The sequence below is a fragment of the Pseudoalteromonas sp. MMG033 genome, from assembly GCF_057197785.1.
Genome location: NZ_CM170070.1, coordinates 2,438,516 through 2,459,337 on the forward strand (window position 1 = coordinate 2,438,516; position 20,822 = coordinate 2,459,337).

The 20,822-nt window shown below is 43.1% G+C and carries 14 protein-coding genes; 11 read left to right on the forward strand and 3 right to left on the reverse strand.

The features are described from left to right. Positions 1 to 63 precede the first annotated feature (63 nt). The 6 genes from AC2CZC_RS10550 to AC2CZC_RS10575 all read left to right on the forward strand — a co-directional run bounded on the left by AC2CZC_RS10550 (position 64) and on the right by AC2CZC_RS10575 (position 9,089). Complete coding sequence (locus tag AC2CZC_RS10550; protein ID WP_484584794.1) at positions 64 to 1,317, forward strand: efflux RND transporter periplasmic adaptor subunit; 1,254 nt, start codon at positions 64 to 66, stop codon at positions 1,315 to 1,317. 16 nt (positions 1,318 to 1,333) lie between these two features. Then, entirely contained in the window at positions 1,334 to 2,035 is a 702-nt protein-coding gene (locus tag AC2CZC_RS10555) for an ABC transporter ATP-binding protein (RefSeq protein WP_484584795.1), read from the forward strand. Beyond that, a complete protein-coding gene (locus AC2CZC_RS10560) occupies positions 2,032 to 4,446 on the forward strand; it encodes an ABC transporter permease (RefSeq protein ID WP_484584796.1) in 2,415 nt (804 codons plus the stop codon). Before AC2CZC_RS10555 ends, AC2CZC_RS10560 begins: the two co-directional genes overlap by 4 nt. A 73-nt stretch (positions 4,447 to 4,519) precedes the next feature. Next, positions 4,520 to 5,491, forward strand: a complete 972-nt coding sequence (locus AC2CZC_RS10565) for a hypothetical protein (RefSeq protein WP_484584797.1) — start codon at positions 4,520 to 4,522, stop codon at positions 5,489 to 5,491. Positions 5,492 to 5,709: 218 nt separating this feature from the next. Further along, positions 5,710 to 6,735, forward strand: coding sequence for a cytochrome-c peroxidase (locus tag AC2CZC_RS10570; protein WP_484584798.1), 1,026 nt, complete (start codon positions 5,710 to 5,712; stop codon positions 6,733 to 6,735). 20 nt (positions 6,736 to 6,755) lie between these two features. Next, positions 6,756 to 9,089, forward strand: a complete 2,334-nt coding sequence (locus AC2CZC_RS10575; RefSeq protein ID WP_484584799.1) for a response regulator — start codon at positions 6,756 to 6,758, stop codon at positions 9,087 to 9,089. Between the two features lie 46 nt (positions 9,090 to 9,135). Here the strand turns inward: AC2CZC_RS10575 and AC2CZC_RS10580 are convergent, their stop codons facing one another. Both AC2CZC_RS10580 and AC2CZC_RS10585 read right to left on the reverse strand, forming a co-directional pair. Further along, positions 9,136 to 10,011: an SDR family oxidoreductase gene (locus AC2CZC_RS10580; protein ID WP_484584800.1), complete on the reverse strand. Its 876-nt coding sequence runs from the start codon at positions 10,009 to 10,011 to the stop codon at positions 9,136 to 9,138. A 293-nt stretch (positions 10,012 to 10,304) separates the two neighbouring features. Then, a complete protein-coding gene (locus AC2CZC_RS10585) occupies positions 10,305 to 11,150 on the reverse strand; it encodes a type 1 glutamine amidotransferase domain-containing protein (RefSeq protein WP_484584801.1) in 846 nt (281 codons plus the stop codon). A 123-nt stretch (positions 11,151 to 11,273) separates the two neighbouring features. On the opposite strand from AC2CZC_RS10585, the gene AC2CZC_RS10590 reads away from it, so the two are divergent. The 5 genes from AC2CZC_RS10590 (at position 11,274) to AC2CZC_RS10610 (ending at position 17,659) form a co-directional block, all read left to right on the forward strand. Continuing rightward, complete coding sequence (locus AC2CZC_RS10590) at positions 11,274 to 12,179, forward strand: LysR family transcriptional regulator (RefSeq protein ID WP_484584802.1); 906 nt, start codon at positions 11,274 to 11,276, stop codon at positions 12,177 to 12,179. A 104-nt stretch (positions 12,180 to 12,283) separates the two neighbouring features. Beyond that, positions 12,284 to 12,838, forward strand: coding sequence for a hypothetical protein (locus AC2CZC_RS10595; RefSeq protein WP_484584803.1), 555 nt, complete (start codon positions 12,284 to 12,286; stop codon positions 12,836 to 12,838). A gap of 238 nt (positions 12,839 to 13,076) precedes the next feature. Then, on the forward strand, positions 13,077 to 15,494 hold the full coding sequence (locus tag AC2CZC_RS10600) for an ATP-binding protein (RefSeq protein ID WP_484584804.1): 2,418 nt from the start codon (positions 13,077 to 13,079) through the stop codon (positions 15,492 to 15,494). Positions 15,495 to 15,602: 108 nt separating this feature from the next. After that, entirely contained in the window at positions 15,603 to 16,790 is a 1,188-nt protein-coding gene (locus AC2CZC_RS10605) for an RNA polymerase sigma factor (protein ID WP_484584805.1), read from the forward strand. Between the two features lie 254 nt (positions 16,791 to 17,044). Then, the gene (locus tag AC2CZC_RS10610) at positions 17,045 to 17,659 is read left to right on the forward strand and encodes a flavin reductase family protein (RefSeq protein WP_484584806.1); all 615 of its coding nucleotides are present in this window, start codon (positions 17,045 to 17,047) and stop codon (positions 17,657 to 17,659) included. A gap of 47 nt (positions 17,660 to 17,706) precedes the next feature. Here AC2CZC_RS10610 and AC2CZC_RS10615 read toward each other — a convergent pair whose 3' ends face one another. Then, a complete protein-coding gene (locus tag AC2CZC_RS10615) occupies positions 17,707 to 20,208 on the reverse strand; it encodes a S8 family serine peptidase (protein ID WP_484584872.1) in 2,502 nt (833 codons plus the stop codon). Between the last annotated feature and the right edge of the window lie 614 nt (positions 20,209 to 20,822).

Here is a 20,822-nt window from a genome sequence, read left to right on the forward strand (position 1 = left end):
TCGTTACATGTGGTACCAATTTTCAAGTAGACAAGATTGAATCAAGCAGGTTGAAGTTAAGTTATGGATGTGATCAAAGAGAAAAAGCAAAAGAAAAGCCCCTTACCGGATAGGAAAGTAACCATCACTCTGTTAGCTGTTATTTTCTTGCTGTTGCTCGTTTATCTGTTTAGTGGCGATACCCATGAAGTGCGAGCTGACGAGATCCTCATTAGCCAAGTGAAGCGCGGTGATATCGAAATAACAGTGGATGGTTTTGGGATTTTGGAATCTGAACACCATTTGTTGATCACTTCGAGGACGCCAGCGACAGTAAAAGAAATATTACTCAAACCCGGTGCTCAGGTTAATCCTGATTCGGAAATTGTCCGGTTGGAAAATCCAGAACTGGAACAAGAGTTATTTGCGGCGCAGCAAACACTTGAAATGGCGAAGGCAGACTACAATCAGCTAAAAGCCTCACAAGAGCGTGAGCTGCTTTTGGAGCGTGGCCAGCAAGAAGAATTACAAGCTCTATATGAAACAGCCAAGTTAAGACAAGAAGCGCAAGAAGAGTTGGTTGAGCAAGGCATTATTTCTCAGTTTGATTATACCAGTGGGCAGTTGCAAGAAAAGCAGTTGTTCAAACGCCTAGGCCTCATTGCAAGTAGGATTGAACAACTTAAGCATGTACATACTCAGTCTATTAAAGTAGAACAAACACGTGTTGACTTAGCCAAATCTAGACTCACTGTTGTTGAGCAAAATATGGAGCGATTAATTATTCGTGCGGGTATGCATGGAGTGTTGCAAAGGCTGCCAGTGAGCCTCGGCCAGTCTCTGACGATTGGTCAAGAAATTGCGCTTATCGGTAGCGTAGATGCGCTGCGTGCTTTGATCCGAGTACCACAAACACAGGCACAGAAAGTTGTCATTGGACAACAAGCAGAAGTCAGAATACAGCGCGATGACATCTCTGGAAAGGTAGTGCGGATCGACCCAATTGTTGAGGACAATACGGTCACGGTCGAGGTCGAATTGTTGGGTGAATTACCAAGCAGTGCACGACCTCAATTGAATATTAATGGTCGAATTATTGCTGAGCAAGTGGCTGATACTTTTTATATTGAACGGCCTACAAATGCCCAAGAGCAGGGCACCATGTATTTACATAAAGTGCTAGATGGCGGAACTAAGGCGGTTCGAGAAGAGGTTACATTAGGTCGAGTTGCGGGCAGTATTGTTGAAATTTCATCTCGTGTTGAAGAAGGTGCAAGGTACATCATTTCGGGTGTGCCTGATGCGGTACGCACTAAAAATACGCTACAAATAAAATAAAGAATTGAGAGAAAGAATGGATAAAAAAATAGAATTGCGTGGAATCTCAAAAATCTACGAAACAGAAAGCATGGATACCTATGCATTAAAAGCCGTTGATTTAGAAATTACTGCTGGTGAATATGTATCTATTTCAGGCCCGTCAGGGTGTGGTAAATCAACTTTACTATCTATTTTAGGCTTATTGGACTTTTCAACGGATGGTAAATATTTAATTGAAGGGGAAGATGTTACGACACTTTCTCTTGATGAAGCCGCGGCTATTCGCAATGAAAAGATTGGATTTATATTTCAATCTTTTAACCTCATTGATGAGCTTTCGGTGTTTGAGAATGTTGCGCTACCCTTGCGCTATAACGAGAAAAAAATACCAGAGTCTGAAATTGTGTCTCGAGTCACCGAATGCTTAGAGTTAGTGGATATGAGTCATCGCCAAGACCATAAACCAAACCAGCTATCAGGTGGGCAACAGCAGCGCGTGGCCATCGCGCGGGCGTTAGTTGCCAAGCCGAGTATATTACTGGTGGATGAGCCAACTGGTAACTTGGACTCAAAAAGTGGCGACCAAGTGATGCAGGTGTTGGAAGAGTTAAATAAATCAGGTGTGACCATTTGTATGGTAACGCACGATCCGCGTTATGCTGGTATGGCAAAGACGTGCTATCAACTGCTAGATGGCGAGCTCGTTTCTGAGCAAGCCATTAAGGAAGCCGTATGATTCATTTGTTCAAACAGGCAAGTGCCTCGTTAAATAACAACCGCTCTTTTGTAGTAACGGTGGCGTTGACCTTGGGTCTGGCCATCGGTGCTTTACTGACTGTACTTACCATTGGTTATGTGAGCTTAGTGCAATCTCTTCCCTATCAGGATGAAGATAAACTGTATTTACTTCAGCACGGCTTTGTTGAGAAAGACAAATCGGTAAACAACCGTGCTTATCCATACCCGACATTAATGCACATTTATAACAATCAAACCGCTTTTGAACAAACCGCACTGATGTCATATGGGGTGAGTACGCTAACCAGCCACCCTGAGCAGGTGACAGTCCCCGTTGCGTATGTTAGCCCAGAGTACTTTAATTTACTGACTCCAACGATGGCGCTGGGCCGATGGTTTAGCAAGGATGAAACGGTTAACGAGTACAACCCTGTGGCCGTATTAAGTCATGAGTCGTGGCAGACGGAGTTTAATGGTGATCCGCAGGTGCTAGAACGCACGCTGTCAATCAGTGGGACTAACTTTAGAATCGTGGGTGTGATTGCAAAAAGTTTTGTCGAGCCAGAGTTACTGCATTCTGGTCGAGTCACTAAGGTGTTTTTACCCTGGGATTTTAATACATCGTCACAAGATATAAGAAATCGTTGGCAGGGTTTTAATGCAAACCACTTTATGCTGGTTAAAAAATCAGACTCTGTGTCAGCAGCGCAAGCTTCGCTGAAAGTCACGGACTTGATTTCGCCAATTTGGCGAGAAGAGGTTTCTGCGTTTGAGTTCTTCGCAGGATGGGATGTGCGTGTTGACGCAAAGCCCTTGAAAGAAGTGATATTAGGTGACAGTCAGCGTACGATTATTTTCTTGGTCGCTGGGATAATCGGTTTAGTGCTTATCAGCATAGGCAACATCACTAACTTGTATATTTCCCGCATGTCTCGTCAAAGCAAAAAGCTAACAATTTTGGCGTCTATCGGTGCCAATAGAAAATCGTTATTTCAATTAATTTGGGCGGAGTCTTTCATTGTTATGGGACTGGCGTGTGTGTTGGCACTGCTGGTTGCACAAGGTGGTTTTTTAATTGCTAGAGAGTATCTCAATGCATGGTTGCCACGAGTCAATGAAGTATCATTAAATTTTGTCACGATTAGTCTCGCGATTTTATTACTCCTGTTTTTATCTACCCTGTTCGCGCGTATTTGTGCAGGTCTCATTAATTATCGTGCACTTGCTCAAAACTTAAAAGGTAGCGGTAAAGGTACAGGTATTCAGGTGTCTGCTAAAGCGAGGAAAGTCCTTGTTGGTAGTCAAGTGGCCATTGCGACTACCTTAATCTTTTTTAATCTCATCATCTTAAGCCAGTCGGTTTCGACACTGACAAAGCCTTTGGGTTTTGAGTTAGATAATGTATCGGCACTGACATTGATACCTGCAACAACAGAAACGTTGTCGCGAGATGAACTGAGACCTAGCGTGCAATTGATTAAGCGTAACTTAGAAAGCTTGCCGCAAGTTAAGCAAGTGAGTCTCAATGATTCACCTTTTTATCCAATGGCAATGTGGGCGATCACTGATCTGAGTACCAATGAAAACTATTATCCTCAAGGCAAGCTGATTGATTACAATTACTTCTCTATACTCAAGCAACCTTTAGTTGAGGGGCGCTATTTAACTAAAGAAGAAGTGGAATCTAGGCAACGATTAATGATCGTCAACGAGGCTTTTGCCGAGCGATTAGCACAAGATGGTCCTGTTATTGGTGCTAAATTAACTTCGGGTAGTGATGATTATTTCACGGTTGTTGGGGTGGTTAAGAATCGCCAGGGGCTAAGAGGAAATGAAGTGCCTTATCGTGTGCATTCACCAACACGCAGTTCGTATTTGCAAATGTTGATAGAAACTCACGACGGCGTGACGTTAACGCAAAAAGAGGCCGCTGAGTTGGTTAAGGCGAGTGATAGAAAACTTGCGATACTGGCCTTTGATAGCTTAGAGGATACTAAAGCGCAACTGGTTTTCGTTGAGTTGGTAACGGCAGTTTCTACGTTTATTTTGGCCCTGTTAACTTTCACTCTGGCTGCGATAGGTTTGTTTGGTATTTTTAGTTTTGGTATTCAAATAAGAACCTTTGAGCTGGGCACTCGTCTTGCTATTGGTGCCAGACGTAAAGACATTGCCAGCTTAATATGGAGAGAAAACCTAGTCTCTTTGATCGTGGGTTTGGCTATAAGCATGGTGTCTATTGGGGTAATTTCTATACTATTGGGTGGTTATTTTGATGTTCAAGCACAGTTGACTGATATCGTGACCTTTGTGATTGCCGTTGCAATTGTCTTAATTGTCAGCTGGTCTTCATGTGTTTTACCACTGCTAAAAGTGTTAAATAAGCCCGTTATTCATTCTCTGAGAGCATAAGCAAACATTCGAAAGTTGTACCCTAATTTCTATTGGGGTACAGCGCATACGATAATAATAAATAGGAGGTTATATGTTGGATATAGCACCCTCTAAAGTAGATAACTACTTGGCAAGTTTTGATGGTCAGTCGGATAGCAGCATCGTTATTCGTGACGCCGTGCAAGCACTTAAGCAAGATAAAGTGGTAAAAATAGCGCATGTTGAACTGACGCATACAGAACGATTACTGGGCGCAATTTGTAGACAGTTTTCATTGCAAGAGTCATTGGCAATGCAAGCGTCATTTGCTTCAATCAGAGGCCACAGAGAGAAAAACAGTCAGTACTTTATGACTGTAAATAAAAGAAAGGATTATCATTTTATCCCGTTTCACTCTGAAGGGACGTCGAAGTCGGGTATGCAAATCGCTTCTATGCACTGTAGTGAAAATACCACAGATGGTGGTGTGACGGTTTTATCTAAGGTGAAGCAAGATCCTGCGCTGTGGGCGACTCAGAAAGAGTATTGCATCAAAGTGGATTTGGCTGGCTTTGTACCTAATCGGCAACAGATCGAGTATGTCAAAGGGATGTTTAATATCGATCTTGCACAGGATAAATTGATGCCAGATGACATTATACTCAGTGAGGTCGATTTGGCCGCGATGGGAGTAACTGCGCAAAGTGGTTTAAATATTAAAGCATATAATGTACTGAGTTCGCTACATCCCACTTACTCAAAAGTATTGAATAAAAACGTCTACAGTTACTGGGACAGTGTAGCAAGCTATGATAAAGCGTCAGGTGAAGCATATTACCAACTGTTGGCGCAATTACAGTTATTGAAAACGCCGTTAGGCGGTGGTCTTAGCGACGTCGATAATGCTGCGACACGTCGGGTGTGGGACTCGAAGTTTGATTGTTTATCGCTATTCGACACACACTTAGACTTAAAATTAGCACCCAATGAATGTGCAATCTTTAATAATATGACTTGGACGCACTCTTCGACGAATTGGACCCCTTTGTCCGGTCAGAGAAATGTGTATGCGGCATTTGCTTAAACTTTAGGTGGATAAATCATAAGCCTTTCTTAAGGTCACTTAATAGGGGATTGTAGATATACAATACCCTATTACTACCTCACCCCTGCAATACCTTACTCTCGTGCCATAACTCAGTCACGTATGTGATTTATTTTAAAATTCCAGTTAAAGTGTTTGCTACTGTCTATACTTGGTTGCATGGTCAAACTAATTAGGATAGGTACCAAGGATGCGTTATGAGTAGTAGATATGTGGTGTTTGTAACTGTGTGTTTGCTTATCATCGTGACTGTGCTTTTTGCAAAGTTCAAAGCATCACAGCAGCATCAATGGCAACAGGATGAAGAGGTTCATTCTACAGAAATTATTTACCAAGAATTGAGCGTAGATGCTCCTATCCAACCCTTACCTGTGGTCAAAGAGTATGATGTCGCATGGGCGCAATTAGGAAAAGCTTTATTCAAAAGCCCCTTACTTTCATCGGATAACACAGTATCTTGTGCATCATGTCATGACCTTTACAATGGCGGAGATGATGGTTTTCCTGTGTCGGTTGGTATTAAGCAACAACTTGGTACCCGTAACTCTCCTACTGTGATTAATTCCGTACTCAATTTTAGGCAATTTTGGGATGGTCGTAGCCCAAATTTAGAGTCGCAAACACCCGAGCCTATCCATAACCCGATGGAAATGGGTACTAACTGGCAAGAGGTGATAAAAAAACTCAGTGGCCAACCTGGATTTGTAAAAAGCTTTAATGCAGTTTCAAGCGATGGGATCACAGCAGACAATATTATCAAAGCCTTAGTCGCATTTGAGGCGTCTCTTATTTCTCAAAACAGCCCAATTGATGACTTTTTGCTTGGCAACCGCAGTGCTTTGACGCTTCAGCAGCAGCGAGGGTATGACAAGTTTGTATCATACGGTTGCGTGACTTGCCATCAAGGACGAAATATAGGTGGGAACTTATATCAAAAAGTGGGGCGCTTAGATAAAGTGCCGGCTCAGTTGCTCGATGACTTCGGGCGCTATGAATTGACTCAAAACCCACAAGATAAGTACGTTTTTAAAGTGCCCAGTTTACGTAATGTAGCGTTGACCGCTCCCTATTTTCATAATGGATCGGTTGACAGTTTGTCTGATGCGATCCGCATTATGGCAAGAGGTCAATTGGGTTTGGATTTAAGTGATGAGGATGTTGCGGATATTGAGGCGTTGCTGCAATCATTTTCAGGTGAGTTGCCGAGGTCTTTAGCCGAGTGAAATATTTAATAGAAGGATGTTTGCTAGTACTCATTTGGATGTTTGGCGCTCAGGCAATTGATGCTTATTTTATTAGTGCGCACCATGAGCAAGAGCTTAAGTTGAAAAGGCAGCTTCAAGGCATCGCGACGGAGTTGTCTCTGGAGACTTTTTCTGCAATGGACCGCAATGTCTATCACTTTGATAGACATGCTCAGAAGCAGTTAGAGTTTGAACGCGTGATCAATGAGCTCACGCTTAATTCAAGATTAAGTAACGAGCTTAAGTCGTCACTGGACGAGTTTAAAAATACCATAGATACCTATATGCAATTGGCATCCATGTTGAAAACATCATATCGATATATTGCCCAACTTGAGTTGGCAAAAGATGAGTTTGATGCAGATACACAAGCGTTGATCAGCAGCAGTGTTGCGCTGGTTTCTAATCTCCATGTCACCAATTCTGTGACAGTGGTTGATGGTGTTAACCACCAGTTATCCATTTTGGTATCTCAGCTCAGGCAAATAGAGTCTCAAGCGCCCAAACTGAGAGTACTACGGTTGCATATCGAGTTTGTGTTGGAAAATGCACTTAAAGCATCAAATTTACTTGTGCCCATTCAACAAAGCGATGCTGCGATGGTTATCTTGCGTGATATCAATGGTGTCTCTCAGTCAATTGATACTGTTAAGTGGCAAATGATGCGTGCTATTTTGTTACTTATTTGCGTGATTTTTTTACTGATTATTCTTGCACTCGCTCGCCTGTTAGTTGACTTAAAACAAGCGAATTTTATGGCGAACCAAGCTGCAGAAACGAAATCTCTGTTTGTGTCTAACATGTCTCATGAAATTCGTACGCCAATGAACGGGATTTTGGGCCTAACAGATATTTTACTCTCAACAGAGCTAACGGGTGTGCAGCGCAACTACCTTGAGAAGGTGCGCTTCTCAGCCAATGCGCTGACCACCATTATTAATGACATTTTGGACTTTTCTAAAATTGAGTCTAAAAAGCTGCATATTGAGCATGTGCCGTTTCAATTTGAGGACTTGTTGGATAATTTACGGTCTTTAATTACCCCACTAGCCAATACTAAAGGTGTGAAACTGGTTTTTGATTTAGACCCAGCACTGAGCAAACAGTATATTGGTGATCCGGTTAGAATTAATCAAATTATGCTGAACTTTGCATCGAATGCGGTCAAATTCACTGAGGAGGGAACGATTACACTCAGGGTAAAGCAACAGCAGCAAGAAGGGGATAAGGTCTGGGTATTGGTCGCCATTGAAGATACTGGCATCGGAATTGCGGCAGACAAAGTGGATCAGTTATTTGAGCGCTTTACACAGGCTGAGTCGTCGACCACACGAAAATATGGTGGTACGGGACTTGGATTGACCATTTGCAAGCTGCTTGCAGAGTTAATGGGAGGGGAAATCCTGGTACGCAGTGAGTTGGGAAAAGGCTCTCAATTCTCGGTGAAACTGCCTCTTAAACTTGTCACCGATCCTCAAGCAGAGATTGAGCATCAGATGTTATCTGGCTCAATTTTAATTGTTGAAGATGACCCTATCTATTTAGAGATAAGTAAAAATATCGCACACTCGATAGGGCTGCAAGTGACGGGGGTGACGACCGGACAAGATGCGCAATCTATATTAACAGTGCAGGCATTTGATACTTTATTAGTCGATTGGGTTTTGCCCGATTGCGAAGCCAATGAGCTATTAAATAAGCTCAATGAGCAAAACAACTTGCCTAAAAAAGTCGTGATTTATACAGCCCATACCAGAGAGAGCATTGAAACTGAGTCGGGTTTTCCGATCTTGTACAAGCCGCTATTAAAAAGAGATTTGATTGAAGCGCTGACAACGGAAACAGTGACGCCGCAGCCGAAAAAGCAGCCAAAACAGCTAAATTCGGAAGTCACAGATAAGCAGCAAGGTAAAAAGTCCCAAGATGTGAGCTCTGATGTGCTGCAAGGTAACAGTATGCGAGTACTGCTGGTTGAAGACAATGAAATCAACAGGATCGTTGCGCTCAAGCTATTGGGACGTATTACAGGTGTTGAGGTTGAAGTCGCACAAGACGGTCAAGCGGCGGTGAACACAATCACAAAGCAGCAAGGTCGTTTTGATATTGTATTTATGGACATTCAGATGCCAGTTATGGACGGGGTTGAAGCAACCAAATGCATACGTGAAAAATATACTGCGGAGCAACTAAAAATCGTCGCGCTTACGGCAAATGTTATGCAATCTGAAGTGGACAAATACCTAGCAGTTGGCATGAATGGTCATCTGGGTAAGCCATTTAAAATGGATGAATTAGAGGCGGTATTTAAACATCATATGACAGAGTTAAATTAATAATTAGACCTCGTAGTCAAGGGGGGACTACGAGGAAGGTGGGGGTCTAGTTTTGCTTTAATGTCAGCAGGTGATCCATTTCATATAGCTTATAAATATGTTGCATCGCCGCTTCTCTTGCTTGATTGGTTGCTTCAATGACTGGGTTAAGTCCTGAGCCATCCACTGTGGTTCTAAACGGACGTTCCGCTGCTGGTGTCTTCAATAATTCCAGTACTGCGTCGGCAACCATTTGTGGACTAGGAGCAGTATCCGCATCGTGTCCGGCTTCAGTACCTGCCCACATTTGCTCGGGGGCATCGGCAAACTCACCATAGCTTTGTGTGACTGCTTTATCACTTGAACGCAATAGATTTGCGCCAAAGTCGGTACCAAAACCACCTGGCTGTACAATAAGAGATTGGATACCGAATTGAGAAAGCTCTACTCTGTAGTTTTCAGCCAGCCCTTCCACGGCGTGCTTGGTGGCATTGTAAGAGCCCAAAAATGGCAATACAAACTGACCTAGAATACTTGATACTTGAATAAGTGTACCGCTACCACGCTGTTTCATGTGCCCTAATATCGCACGCGTCATACGCTGTACGCCAAATACATTGATGTCGAATACTTTTTTGAAGTCATCAATATCAAAGCTTTCTTGCCAGCCCAATGTGCCCACGCCAGCGTTATTAATCACAACATCAATATGTCCAGCTTGCTCGATGGCTAAAGCGACGCCCTCAGTCACGCTTTTATCATTGGTGACATCAAGGTCAATTACAATTATGCCGTTAGCTTTGAGCTCGTTTGCAATCGATGCATTGCGCCCTTGAGGGTCACGCATTGTTCCCACCACTTTAAAACCTTGGCGAACAAGGGTGTTTGCGATCAGGTATCCAAAACCACTGTTAGAACCGGTAACTAAAACAGACTGTGTCATATCTTTACTCCAAAATTAGCTCTCTGTTGAATTGCGTTTAGATTATCGATGTTAGAGGTATTAATGAAATTAATTGCTTTTATTCAGGTATTAGTAATATTAATTCGCAGTGGGTGAGCCAAGTGTGTCGGGTATGCATATGAGGTTTAATTCAATCAAAATTGCAAAGTGATTGATTGCAGTTGATGTAAGAGAGCGACGTGCCATTGAGTACATAGGTTTTGGAAGTAAGGGCGCGTACAGTAGAAACAAAAAAAGCGTGCCGAGGCACGCTTTATCTTCAAAATGACGGGTTATTGCTCAAGTTGTTTTAGTAAGGCTTTTGCTACACCGACAGAAGACTTGTTGTTTTGACCTGTAATGAGCTCGCGGTCAACAACAATATGTGGATGCCAATCTTGTTCACCACGAGAGTATTTACCGCCCGCTTTGGTTAAGGCATCCTGCGGCCAATAGTGTAGTTCATCGCCGCCTAGATAATATTTCGTTGCGACAGTCTCTTCTGAGTTACTAAACGTGGTCATTTGATAGTCTGCATACACCCAGCCCTTTGCAGGTTTAGCATCTTTGTTTTGCTTCATCTGTGTTTCAAACTCAGCTGCATTAGGCAATGCGGAGAGCAGCGCTACTGGGCCATGGCAAACCAATCCTGTTGGTTTTTGCGCTGAGTTAAAATGTTTTAAGAATTTGCCTAGCTGTGGATTGGCAACCAGATCTCCCAGCGGCGCATGTCCACCCGGTACAAATACGGCGTCAAATTGCTCGATACCAATTTGCTCAATACGAGAGAAGCTCACCACAGGACTGTGTGACTTATCATCGATCATCAGTTGATTGAATAACGCTTTATGCGCTGTGTAATTTGCTTTGCTGGTATCTAAAAAGTGATCAGCGGTATCAGATACTGGGTCTAATCTTGGGGCCATGCCTTTTGGTGAGGCAAAGGTTAAGGTGTGACCTGCTTCTAGAAAGAGTTTAACAGGCTCCATTAGCTCATTGAGGTACACACCCGTTTTGTATTCGGTGCCATTTTTGAGGGTCATTTGTGCGGTATCTGACATCACAACCAAGATGTCGTCAGCCAGCGCGATTGGGCTTAAAGTCAATGTGCTTAGTGCCAGTAGTGTTTTTAATTTCATGGTGCTTCCTATTTTTGAAACTGTGTATTCGTTTGATGTCACACAGCTTATGAATTTAGTCTTCATTAATGAAATTAATTGACATAATATAGTTATGAGCATGATTAATAGTTGAATGGTGGTATGGCTAATATTTCAGATATCGAATTGAATCAATTGAGATTGTTGCAGATTATATTCGAGACAAAAAACTTAACTCGAGCAGGCGAGAGAGCGGGGCTGACACAGTCGGCGGTGAGCCATACACTCAAAAAGCTGCGCCATAGTTTTAATGATTCGCTGGTGATCCGCCAAGGTAACCAGTTAGTCATGACGCCTCGTGCAGAGACATTAAAGCCGCAACTTAATCGTTGGTTGAACGACTTTGAAAAGAATATTCTCTTTCAAGAGCAGTTTGAACCGACAACCTCGACACGAACATTTTATATCGCCACGAGTGACCTTGTAGAGCAAGCCTTATCAGCACCATTGATTACCCACTTAGCAAAGATTGCACCGCAAGTGAGGGTTGTATTCACCAAGTTGGATAAACGTGGGTTGGCCAGTCAAATTGAAAGCGGTGAAGTAGACTTTTCAATTAGTGTGGTTGAGTCCAGCCACCCGAGCTTGATGGTGACAACCCTATATCGTGATGATTTTGTCTCGGTGGTAAAAAATGACCATCCAATATTGGCAAATCCGCAAGATATTAAGTTGTTTTGTCAGTACCCTCATTTGCTCGCGGGCACTGGCAAAGACACCCGAGGCATGGTGGATGATGCGTTAAATGAGCATGGTCTTTCACGGACTGTGCAGTACAAGGTCGCTAATTTCTCAAGTGCGCCATACATCGTTGAGCAAAGTGATGCCATTTTTACTGCACCAAGGCGTTTTCTTGATGCGATAAGTAAGCAATTTCAAATCTCTCAATTCGAAACACCGATTCCGATGAAAAGTTATGCCATGAAAGTATATTGGCATATTAAAAATAAAGATGAACAGGCGATCAAGTGGTTTCGTGAACAGCTTGTGGCGGTGGCCAGAACATAATGATGATTTTGATTTATCGGGTTTGTGCTGTGGCTAGACGCAATTAACTGTATAAACACGGTGATTGATTTATTATCGGTGTGAAAATAAACAAGGAGAGCATAATGCGCGCACTGTCTTTTTTGAGTGGTTTGTTACTGGTAGGTTGCTCCGGTATGCAAACTGTCCCTTCTTTTGATGCTAACAATTGGCGCTATGCGACCGATCCTCATGGCAGCCAAGTGATTTTGGATGAGCCTCTTGTACGGGATGACCGAGTTAAAATTGGCTTTGATCGCGTTCCAAGAGTTGATAAGCAAAATAACTCGTGGGTAGAACTTATTTACGATATTCCTAAGGGCAACTTAACTGATTTAACCACCATTGAAGTCACTTATCAAAGTGATAAGCCGTTAGTGATTAAGCTGTCGCAAACTGAATATGGTGGCGATGGTGATAAAAGCTACGCGCATTATCAGGTAGTTTTGCCAAAGGCTCTTGAGCCGAAAACGCAGCAGGTCACCCTTGAGCAGTTTGCTCGACCAGATTGGACACCTAATTGGTCACAAGATAAAGGCATAGTAACGGCTTCTGTTTCTGCGCTGTATTTTGTGCCTGATTTAACCGATAAAGCGGGCGGTCGTGCGATGATGACGATCCATGGGCTGACTTTAAAATAGTGAAGGTGCCGCAACGGCATCTATTCCATATCCTAGCGATGATGCAGGTTATAGCATGGCTAAGTGAAGATTTTTTATTTGCTCGATGACAATGATTTAATCAAGGAGTTACAGGATTAATTTGAAAATTGGCTAATTTTGGCAATGATTAAGTAAATGCATAGGTGGTTAGATGGTTTATGAATTGTTGTCGATTAAGTTTGTTAGCCGTTTTGGTCTGTAAATAGATAGGGCGGCTATGGGTGTAAAATACCGCTCGACGCCGTGGTTTGTGCCTGCAATATCAGCAGTCTTGGTGTTAACTATATTGCTGTATTACAGCATGTTAGAGCAATCTAAGTTAATTGATAAAGAGCTGTATGAAATAAAAGAGCAGCGGGCATGGCAGGCGGCGTTTATTGCTGAGCAAATCGAACAACGGTTGCAGTACGCCGCAGACTCATCGACTAGGCTGGCAAGCGCCCTTCAGTCTAATTTCAAAAGCGCAGATGTTAATCCCACTCAAAAGTTCACCGATCTTATTCAACCATATCCGGATGGCTCTATTCGTTCGCGCATGGAGGGCTTTAATGGGCAAGAGCAAGCAGGGGTTTATTTACCTGTGGGCACCGACTTGTCTGCGCTGCAAACAAGACGGTTACTGATTGCTAAACAGACGGTGGAGACGTTTGGTCAAGGGGCGCTGTCGAATCAATTCTCTGATACTTGGTTTATGAATGAAGCGGGCGGTATCGTTATTTTTTGGCCAGATGAGCCTGATTTCGTGTTTAAAGCAAAAGCAGGCTTCAGTTACAAAGGCACCCCATGGCTTACCTCAGATGCGCCTCCTGGCACATACTGGACGCCATTAATTGAAGATCCCATTCCCGAACTACTTATGTTATCAGCGGTCACGCCTGTTTATGTCGATGGTATTTGGTACGGCAATGTCGGTCATGACATTACACTGCAAAGCTTGTTAGATAATGCCAAGCTGTTAAAAGGTGCTCAGCAAAGCAGCTTTATTTTGCTTAATGAAAAAAGTGACATTGTCGCGTCAGACATCACTCATTTGGTACAAACAGAGCAAAGAGCGGGTTTTGAAGCGGTTGAGCAAGGGATCTGGTATGAAGCCTATCAAAAGTTATGGTCACATGAGACAGCCTATTTGGCTCATAAATCTCGGCTCTTTACGATGTCAATTATTGAGTCAAAAGGTTGGGTATTATTAACGTCTATGCCCTTGCAACCCGCGATTGATAAAATTGAGCAAGCCTTTATTGCAGTGCAAACGATGGCATTTATCAGTATTGCAGCAGAGGTCATGATTCTGACTTTGTTGTTTGCGTTTTTTCACCGCCGTAACAAAGCTTATGTCAAACATCTGCAAGATATGTCGCAGATCTTGTCTGATGAGAAACTGCGCTATGAAACCTTGGTAGATAAAATCCCTTCAATTGTCTATCGCTGTAAAAATGATAAGTACTGGACCATGATGTACTTGAACGGCGCGATAGAGTCTGCAACTGGGTATATTGCCGAGGATTTTATTCAAAATAAAGCGCTTGCGTTTGCTGACATTATTTATCCAGATGATCAAGGCATGGTATGGCAGGTGATCCAAGATGAGTTGGCAAATAGTGGTCGATTTAAAGTGATTTACCGGGTGATTCACCGTGATGGCGGTATTCGCTGGATGATAGAGCGCGGTGGTTACAGCGATAATCAGCAAAGTATTGAAGGAGTGATCACAGATATTACGGAGCTCAAAGAGGCTGAGCAAAAGTTGAAAGTCGCGAATTTGACGCTAGATGAAAAAGTTGCATTGAAGACCGCAGAATTACAAGCAACAAATCAAGATTTGACGGATAAGACGGTGGCATTAGAGGCGTCATTGCAGGCACTGACGCAAACACAACAAGAGTTAGTTGAAGCAGAGAAAATGGCGTCAATGACCAGTATGGTGGTGGGCATGGCCCACGAGATAAACACGCCACTTGGCAATATCGCCACAGCAGAATCAGTGATGCAGTCGCAGCTAGCGGGGCTACTCAAGACGATAGACAATGAACAACTGAAAAAGTCGGAATTATTGAGAGTCTTAGATGTCATTGAACAGAGTTTGCAGTCTAATCATGCTAGCTTGGTACATTTACTGAAATTGAGTGAAAAGTTTCAAGGCTTAGGTTATCGACACGAAACGGATCCAGCTACATCGCGTATATTTTCTTTGTCTGAGTTAGTTACTAGTATCATCGAAAAATATGCCGCCAAATTTGCCGATAGGCAAGTGACATGTAGTTTGGAACTAGAACCAGGTATGATGCTGTCGGGGCCCGCCGAGGCCATGGATGAAGTACTGAGCAAGCTGATTGACAACTCACTCAAACATGGCTTTATTGACATGCCTTCAGGGAATATTCAGATAAACGCACAGTTTGCACAAAACAAACGCATGATCATACTGACGTACGGTGATGACGGCTGTGGTATTGAGCAGGCTATGGCGAGCAATATTTTTGTGCCATTTGCTGGACAAGCGCTTGGCAAGGGAAGCAGTGGACTTGGTTTGAGCCGCGTATACAACATCATTAACCAAGAGTTTGGTGGCAAAATAGCGCTGCAAACAAAGGCGCAATCAGGTGCCCACTTTGTTATTCATTGTCCGGTAAAATAAGTTTCTTATCTTTCATTTTTTACTTTTAAAAAATAAACCCTTAAATTTTTGTCACAGTTATCTTCTTGGCGGTGACTTTATTTATAACGACAGTTGGAAGGAAAAGTTATGATAGAGTCAAAGGCGTACGTACCGGTTTCGATGCAAGGAGAAAATGCGATGGATGTTGAAAGTCAGCTTATTCAATTGGTGGAGAGTGCAAAAGCGGGCGATAAAAAAGCATTTTCTGTTTTGGTAGAGCGGCTATCTGGCGTGGTGAGTAGCATTGCATTGGCAATCACCAAAGATGTTGCACACAGTGAAGATGTCAGTCAAAAGGTGTTTATTAAGGCATGGCACAAGCTGGGAGAGCTAAAAAGTAACGCCAGTATTTTACCTTGGATAAGGCAGTTAACGCGCTATACAGCCATCAACCACCTTCGCGATCAGGGGGCGGTATCACATAAGCAGGTGAGTTCAGCACAGGCCGAACGGGTTCTGCAACAATTAGTTGATGGTGCAAGCGAGTTAGATGATATGCTGATTAAGAAACAGCAATCAGCGCTGCTGTATCACTTTTTAGATAAATTGCCTGATGATAGCAAAGAGGCGGTTTTACTCTATTATCGAGAAGGTCAAAGTACAGCGCACGTGAGTGCCTTACTAGGGGTCAGTGAAAGCACACTGAGAAAGCGTTTGGAGCGTGTGCGCACGCAACTTAAAAGCCAAATGATGGCGAACTATGGCAAACTGATCTTAGCGACCGCACCGGTTGGGCTGTCATCGCTGGTTTTATCCCTTGCCGTCACTTCCTCTCCAGTTGCTGCGGCAACGCTCGGTGCTGCGACACAATCTCAAGCCTCATGGCTATGGAAGCTAGCGAGTATTTTCGGCGGTGCGGTGGCTGGTGGGGCGATGGCTTTGCTTGCCAATGATATCAGTGCCAAAAGAGCGCTTAAACATTTTGATGACCCTAAAGTGGTGGCCAAATTACATCGCGCTCGTAGGCTCACCAATGCATGGATAGTTGTCAGTGCGCTGCTGATGGTATTGGCTTATCAATTTAGTGCAGGTTGGCTATTCCCCACCTTAAGCTATGTATTTTTATTGATTGGTGTGACCCGCTTTACTGTGATCATGGCTGTGGCAAATAAGCAGCGGATCGTTCAACAAGCGCAAGGTGATGAGCTCGCATACAAACAGCTCTCAAAGCAAAATAAATTTGGCATGTTAGGTTGGGGATTTGGCGTCATCGGCGGCACGGCTGGATTACTCTGGGGGTTTGAGTTAAGTGGTCGCTTTGCACAGTGGATATGATGCTGTGAGCGAGCCAGTTTGAGCATTATTTATAAAAACCGCTTTATTAATAAAGCGGTTTTTATTTTTAAGCATGCCGTTCGGCTTGGATTAAATTTATTTTAGTTGAGTCGTTGATTAACTTTTAGGAAGACTTGAGTTGGTAGCCTTAAATAACTATTAGCCATTATGTTTATACTTTTCAATGAGCTCGATTTATTTTCATGTACAATTCGTATTCATGCACATCCGCTACTTAATTAAAGGCCATCATAATGATTTTAGATTTTAAGGAATTATCTCCAAATCATGTTTACCATACATTGACCCAAACTGTGGTGCCTAGACCGATCGCATGGGTATTATCAAAAACAGCAAAAGGCACGCTGAATTTAGCGCCTTTCTCATATTTTACCGCGATTAGCTCTGATCCTGCCATTTTGATGTATGCAGTAGGGCAAAAGCCTACGGGTGAATACAAAGATTCAGTGGTGAATGTCGAGGCGACACAGGAGTTGGTGATCCATATTGCGGACAGTTCGTTGGCACATGAGGTAACACAATCGGCAGCCTCTTTACCCAATGATGAATCAGAACTCGATTTACTTGATTTGGCGATGTGTGATTTTCCTGGTTCCACTTTGCCTCGTATTGAAAAAGCAAAGGTTGCCTTAGCGTGTAAGTTACACAAAGTGGTTGAAATGGGTGAATTACCTATGAAGCTCGTTTTTGTTGAGGTCACTCATGCTTATGTCGATGATGAAATCGTGAAACTGGATGACAAAGGACGCAGTAAAATAGATGCGTTAAAGTTAGATCCATTAGCGCGGCTAGGCGGTGCTGAATTTGCAAGTTTAGGTGAGGTATTTAAATCTGCACGGCCAAAGTAGCCGTGCAGCGTTAAAAGTCATAGGCCACTATGGGCGCTATTCAAAGACTATTGAAAGTTAACAGTCACTTCTGGTGAGCAAATATCGCCTGCTTGACACAGTTTGTAGGTGTAGCTTGTCGCTTCTGAGTCACGCGTGAAGTCACGGAACTTACCTGTGTTGCTTACTGTGTTAATTAGCTGACCATCACGGTAAATGGAAACTTGATCCGCAGTAGAACCACTCCAGCGTAATTCAACACGAATTGAGCCTAAACGTGTTTTGTTCGCTCTCACCACTTCAAGAAGTGGCTTATCAGCACTCACTGAGATAGTTTGTGTGCTAGCGTGTGTGTGACCTTGGCTGTCAGTGACTGTGAGTGTCACCTCATACTCGCCTGAAGCAGCAAAAGTGTGTAGTGGATTTTGTTGGTCGCTGGTATTGCCATCACCAAAGTCCCACGCTCTGCTAACTATGTCATCGTTGACATCAGTACTGGTGTCAGTAAACGTGACATCTAAGCCGTCACGCACAAAGTCGAAACCTGCAACAGGAGGCTGGTCAGAAATCTCACCAATACCCGTTAGAGTAAGAGACCAGTTGTTGAGTGTGCCAGTATCAACCGCAGCGTTATCAACTACTTTTAATGTCCAATCACCTGCAGCAACTTCACCGTTAAAGGCGCTTGATGCAAAGCTGCCTACGATATTGTCTGCGCTACCACCGGCACGGTTGTGTAAAGTCGCCACAGTACCAGTTGGTGACGTAAGGGTAACAAGTAAATCACCGATATAGGTATGGCTAATATTTAAAGCCGTATTAGAGCCAAAAATAGTAATTGGATCAACAATCGTGATCTTAGATTCCACACCTTCAGCAGCGTTATCAGGAATATCTACACTGGTTGTATTGTCATAGGTGAAGTCACGCATACCTTGCGGCAGTACTGATAGTGCAACTTGCTTCTGTTGGCTAAGCTGGCCTGATGTCGCGTTTACAGTGAAGTTATATGCGCCCCATTGTGTTTCTGCTGTGGTAGGCACACTTAGTACAGCTGTCTCACCTGGTGTCACCGTTGTGGTTGATAAGGTAACGCCATTCAAATCACCGGCAGCTGTCAACGCTATTTCACCTTGCCAATTCGCAACTGAAGTGAACGTCAATTGATACTGAGCGGTTTCACCTGCTGTGATCTCTTGTGCAACAGGTGATGCTATCACTCTAAAGCCAGGCTCTGGATCTGCGTCAATGAGTGCTTGATGCACATCAAGACGTTTACCTGATACCGTTTTTCCTTCCAGTGCAGGGATTGGCTTACCTGAATTCATGAGTAGGTTTTTAAGCTCAATGGTAGTCAGGCTAGGGTTTACAGCAAGCGCTAAGGCCGCAGCGCCCGCAACGTGTGGCGTTGCCATTGATGTGCCGGAGAAAGACGAGTAGCTGCCGCCTGGCACTGTTGACAATACATCACTGCCAGGTGCACCTAAATCGACAGAGGTTAGACCCCACTGCGAGAACGAAGACATGCTGTCAGTGTGTGTCGTCGACGCGACAGCTAAAACGCTATCATGGTCATAGCTTGCTGGGTAACTTGGTGACACATCATTGTCTCTGGCACCATTACCAGCCGCCGCAACGAATAAGATACCAGCCTGATCACTCGCTGTCATTGAATCATACAACGCTTGGCTAAAGCCACCACCGCCCCAACTGTTGTTTAGTACACTGACGTTGTGGCCCGCATTTTTCAAACCGACCATATAATCGATACATTTGATGGCATCTGCGGTTGAGCCACTGCCTGATGCATTAAGGAATTTACAGCCGACAATGGAGACCTCATGGTTAACACCAACAACCCCAGTTGCATTGTTGCCAGATGCGCCAATCGTTCCTGATACGTGTGTACCATGCCCTTGGTCATCCATTGGGTCGCCGCTATCAGTAATGGCATTGATACCATATACATCGTCAACATAACCATTACCATCATTATCTACACCATCCCCTGCGATTTCACCCGGATTTACCCACATGTTGGCGCTGAGATCAGGGTGAGTGTAATCCACACCAGTATCAATGACCCCGACGATGACATCACGAGAACCGACACTAATATCCCAAGCTTCAGGTGCATTAATATCTGCATCGTTAGTGCCGCCTGTTTGACCCGTGTTATGTAAGCCCCAAAGCTGATCAAACAGACTATCATCTGGGATAGCCATTGCTTTGACTATGTAGTTTGGTTCCACGTAAGCAACTGCTGGGTGGTCTTCAAGTAATTTTATGGCTTCTTTAGGTGAAACTGTGCTTAGGTCAAACTTTGCCAAACGACCTTTCAAGATGTTTTTGTAATTATCATCTTTGCCATCAGCATTGCTATCTGAGATACGTGCTTTAACAAGTTGACGAGCCTGCGCACGCATTGCAACACTTGCATTGTCTTTAAACACAACAAGGACACTATCATCAATAGTTTGAGATGTTGATTGAATTTGCACTGCGGCGTGAGATGTAAAAGCAAGCAACGGCGTGAGCGCCAGCGTTAAAGCTGTAAGTTTAGTTTTCATCATTCTTCCAATTTTAGTTGTTCTAAGTTGTAAGAAGTGGTGCGTATTAGCACGACTACTTTTTATTAGGACTTCTATCTATAAGAACTGATGACGGCATCGTTTTTGGCAACGACAATCAACTTAATATAGAGATTGTGAGCACATCAAATTGAAATTAGTTCAACGGTTAAATTTCATGTTTTTTTGTGGTTTTTGAGAGATGTTTTAGATGGTGGTTCATACTTTTTTGGTATTTTTTAATCTGAGGACTTTAAAAATTTGAGTTTTTTTTACTCATACTTTTTTTGTATTTTAGCGTGCGCAATCACATTGTACGTAATGTCTTATAGGTAAGTTTATGATAATTATAAATTAAATTATTCAATAAAATTTCTCATTTATCTTCCTTACATACCAATTTAGAGTGAATACGTGACTCACTTTAAAGTCTATCGGGTTGGATAAAAACACATACTGAAATAGATCAATAAAGTGACAAACTAATAAATAAAGAACTTCAAAATAAGAACAGGACGCATCGTGATTTATTCTCAATATCCTTGTGATAGTGAATAAATCAATTTTATTTAGCAGTACCACTATTGTGGATTGACTTTAATTTAATTTGATCA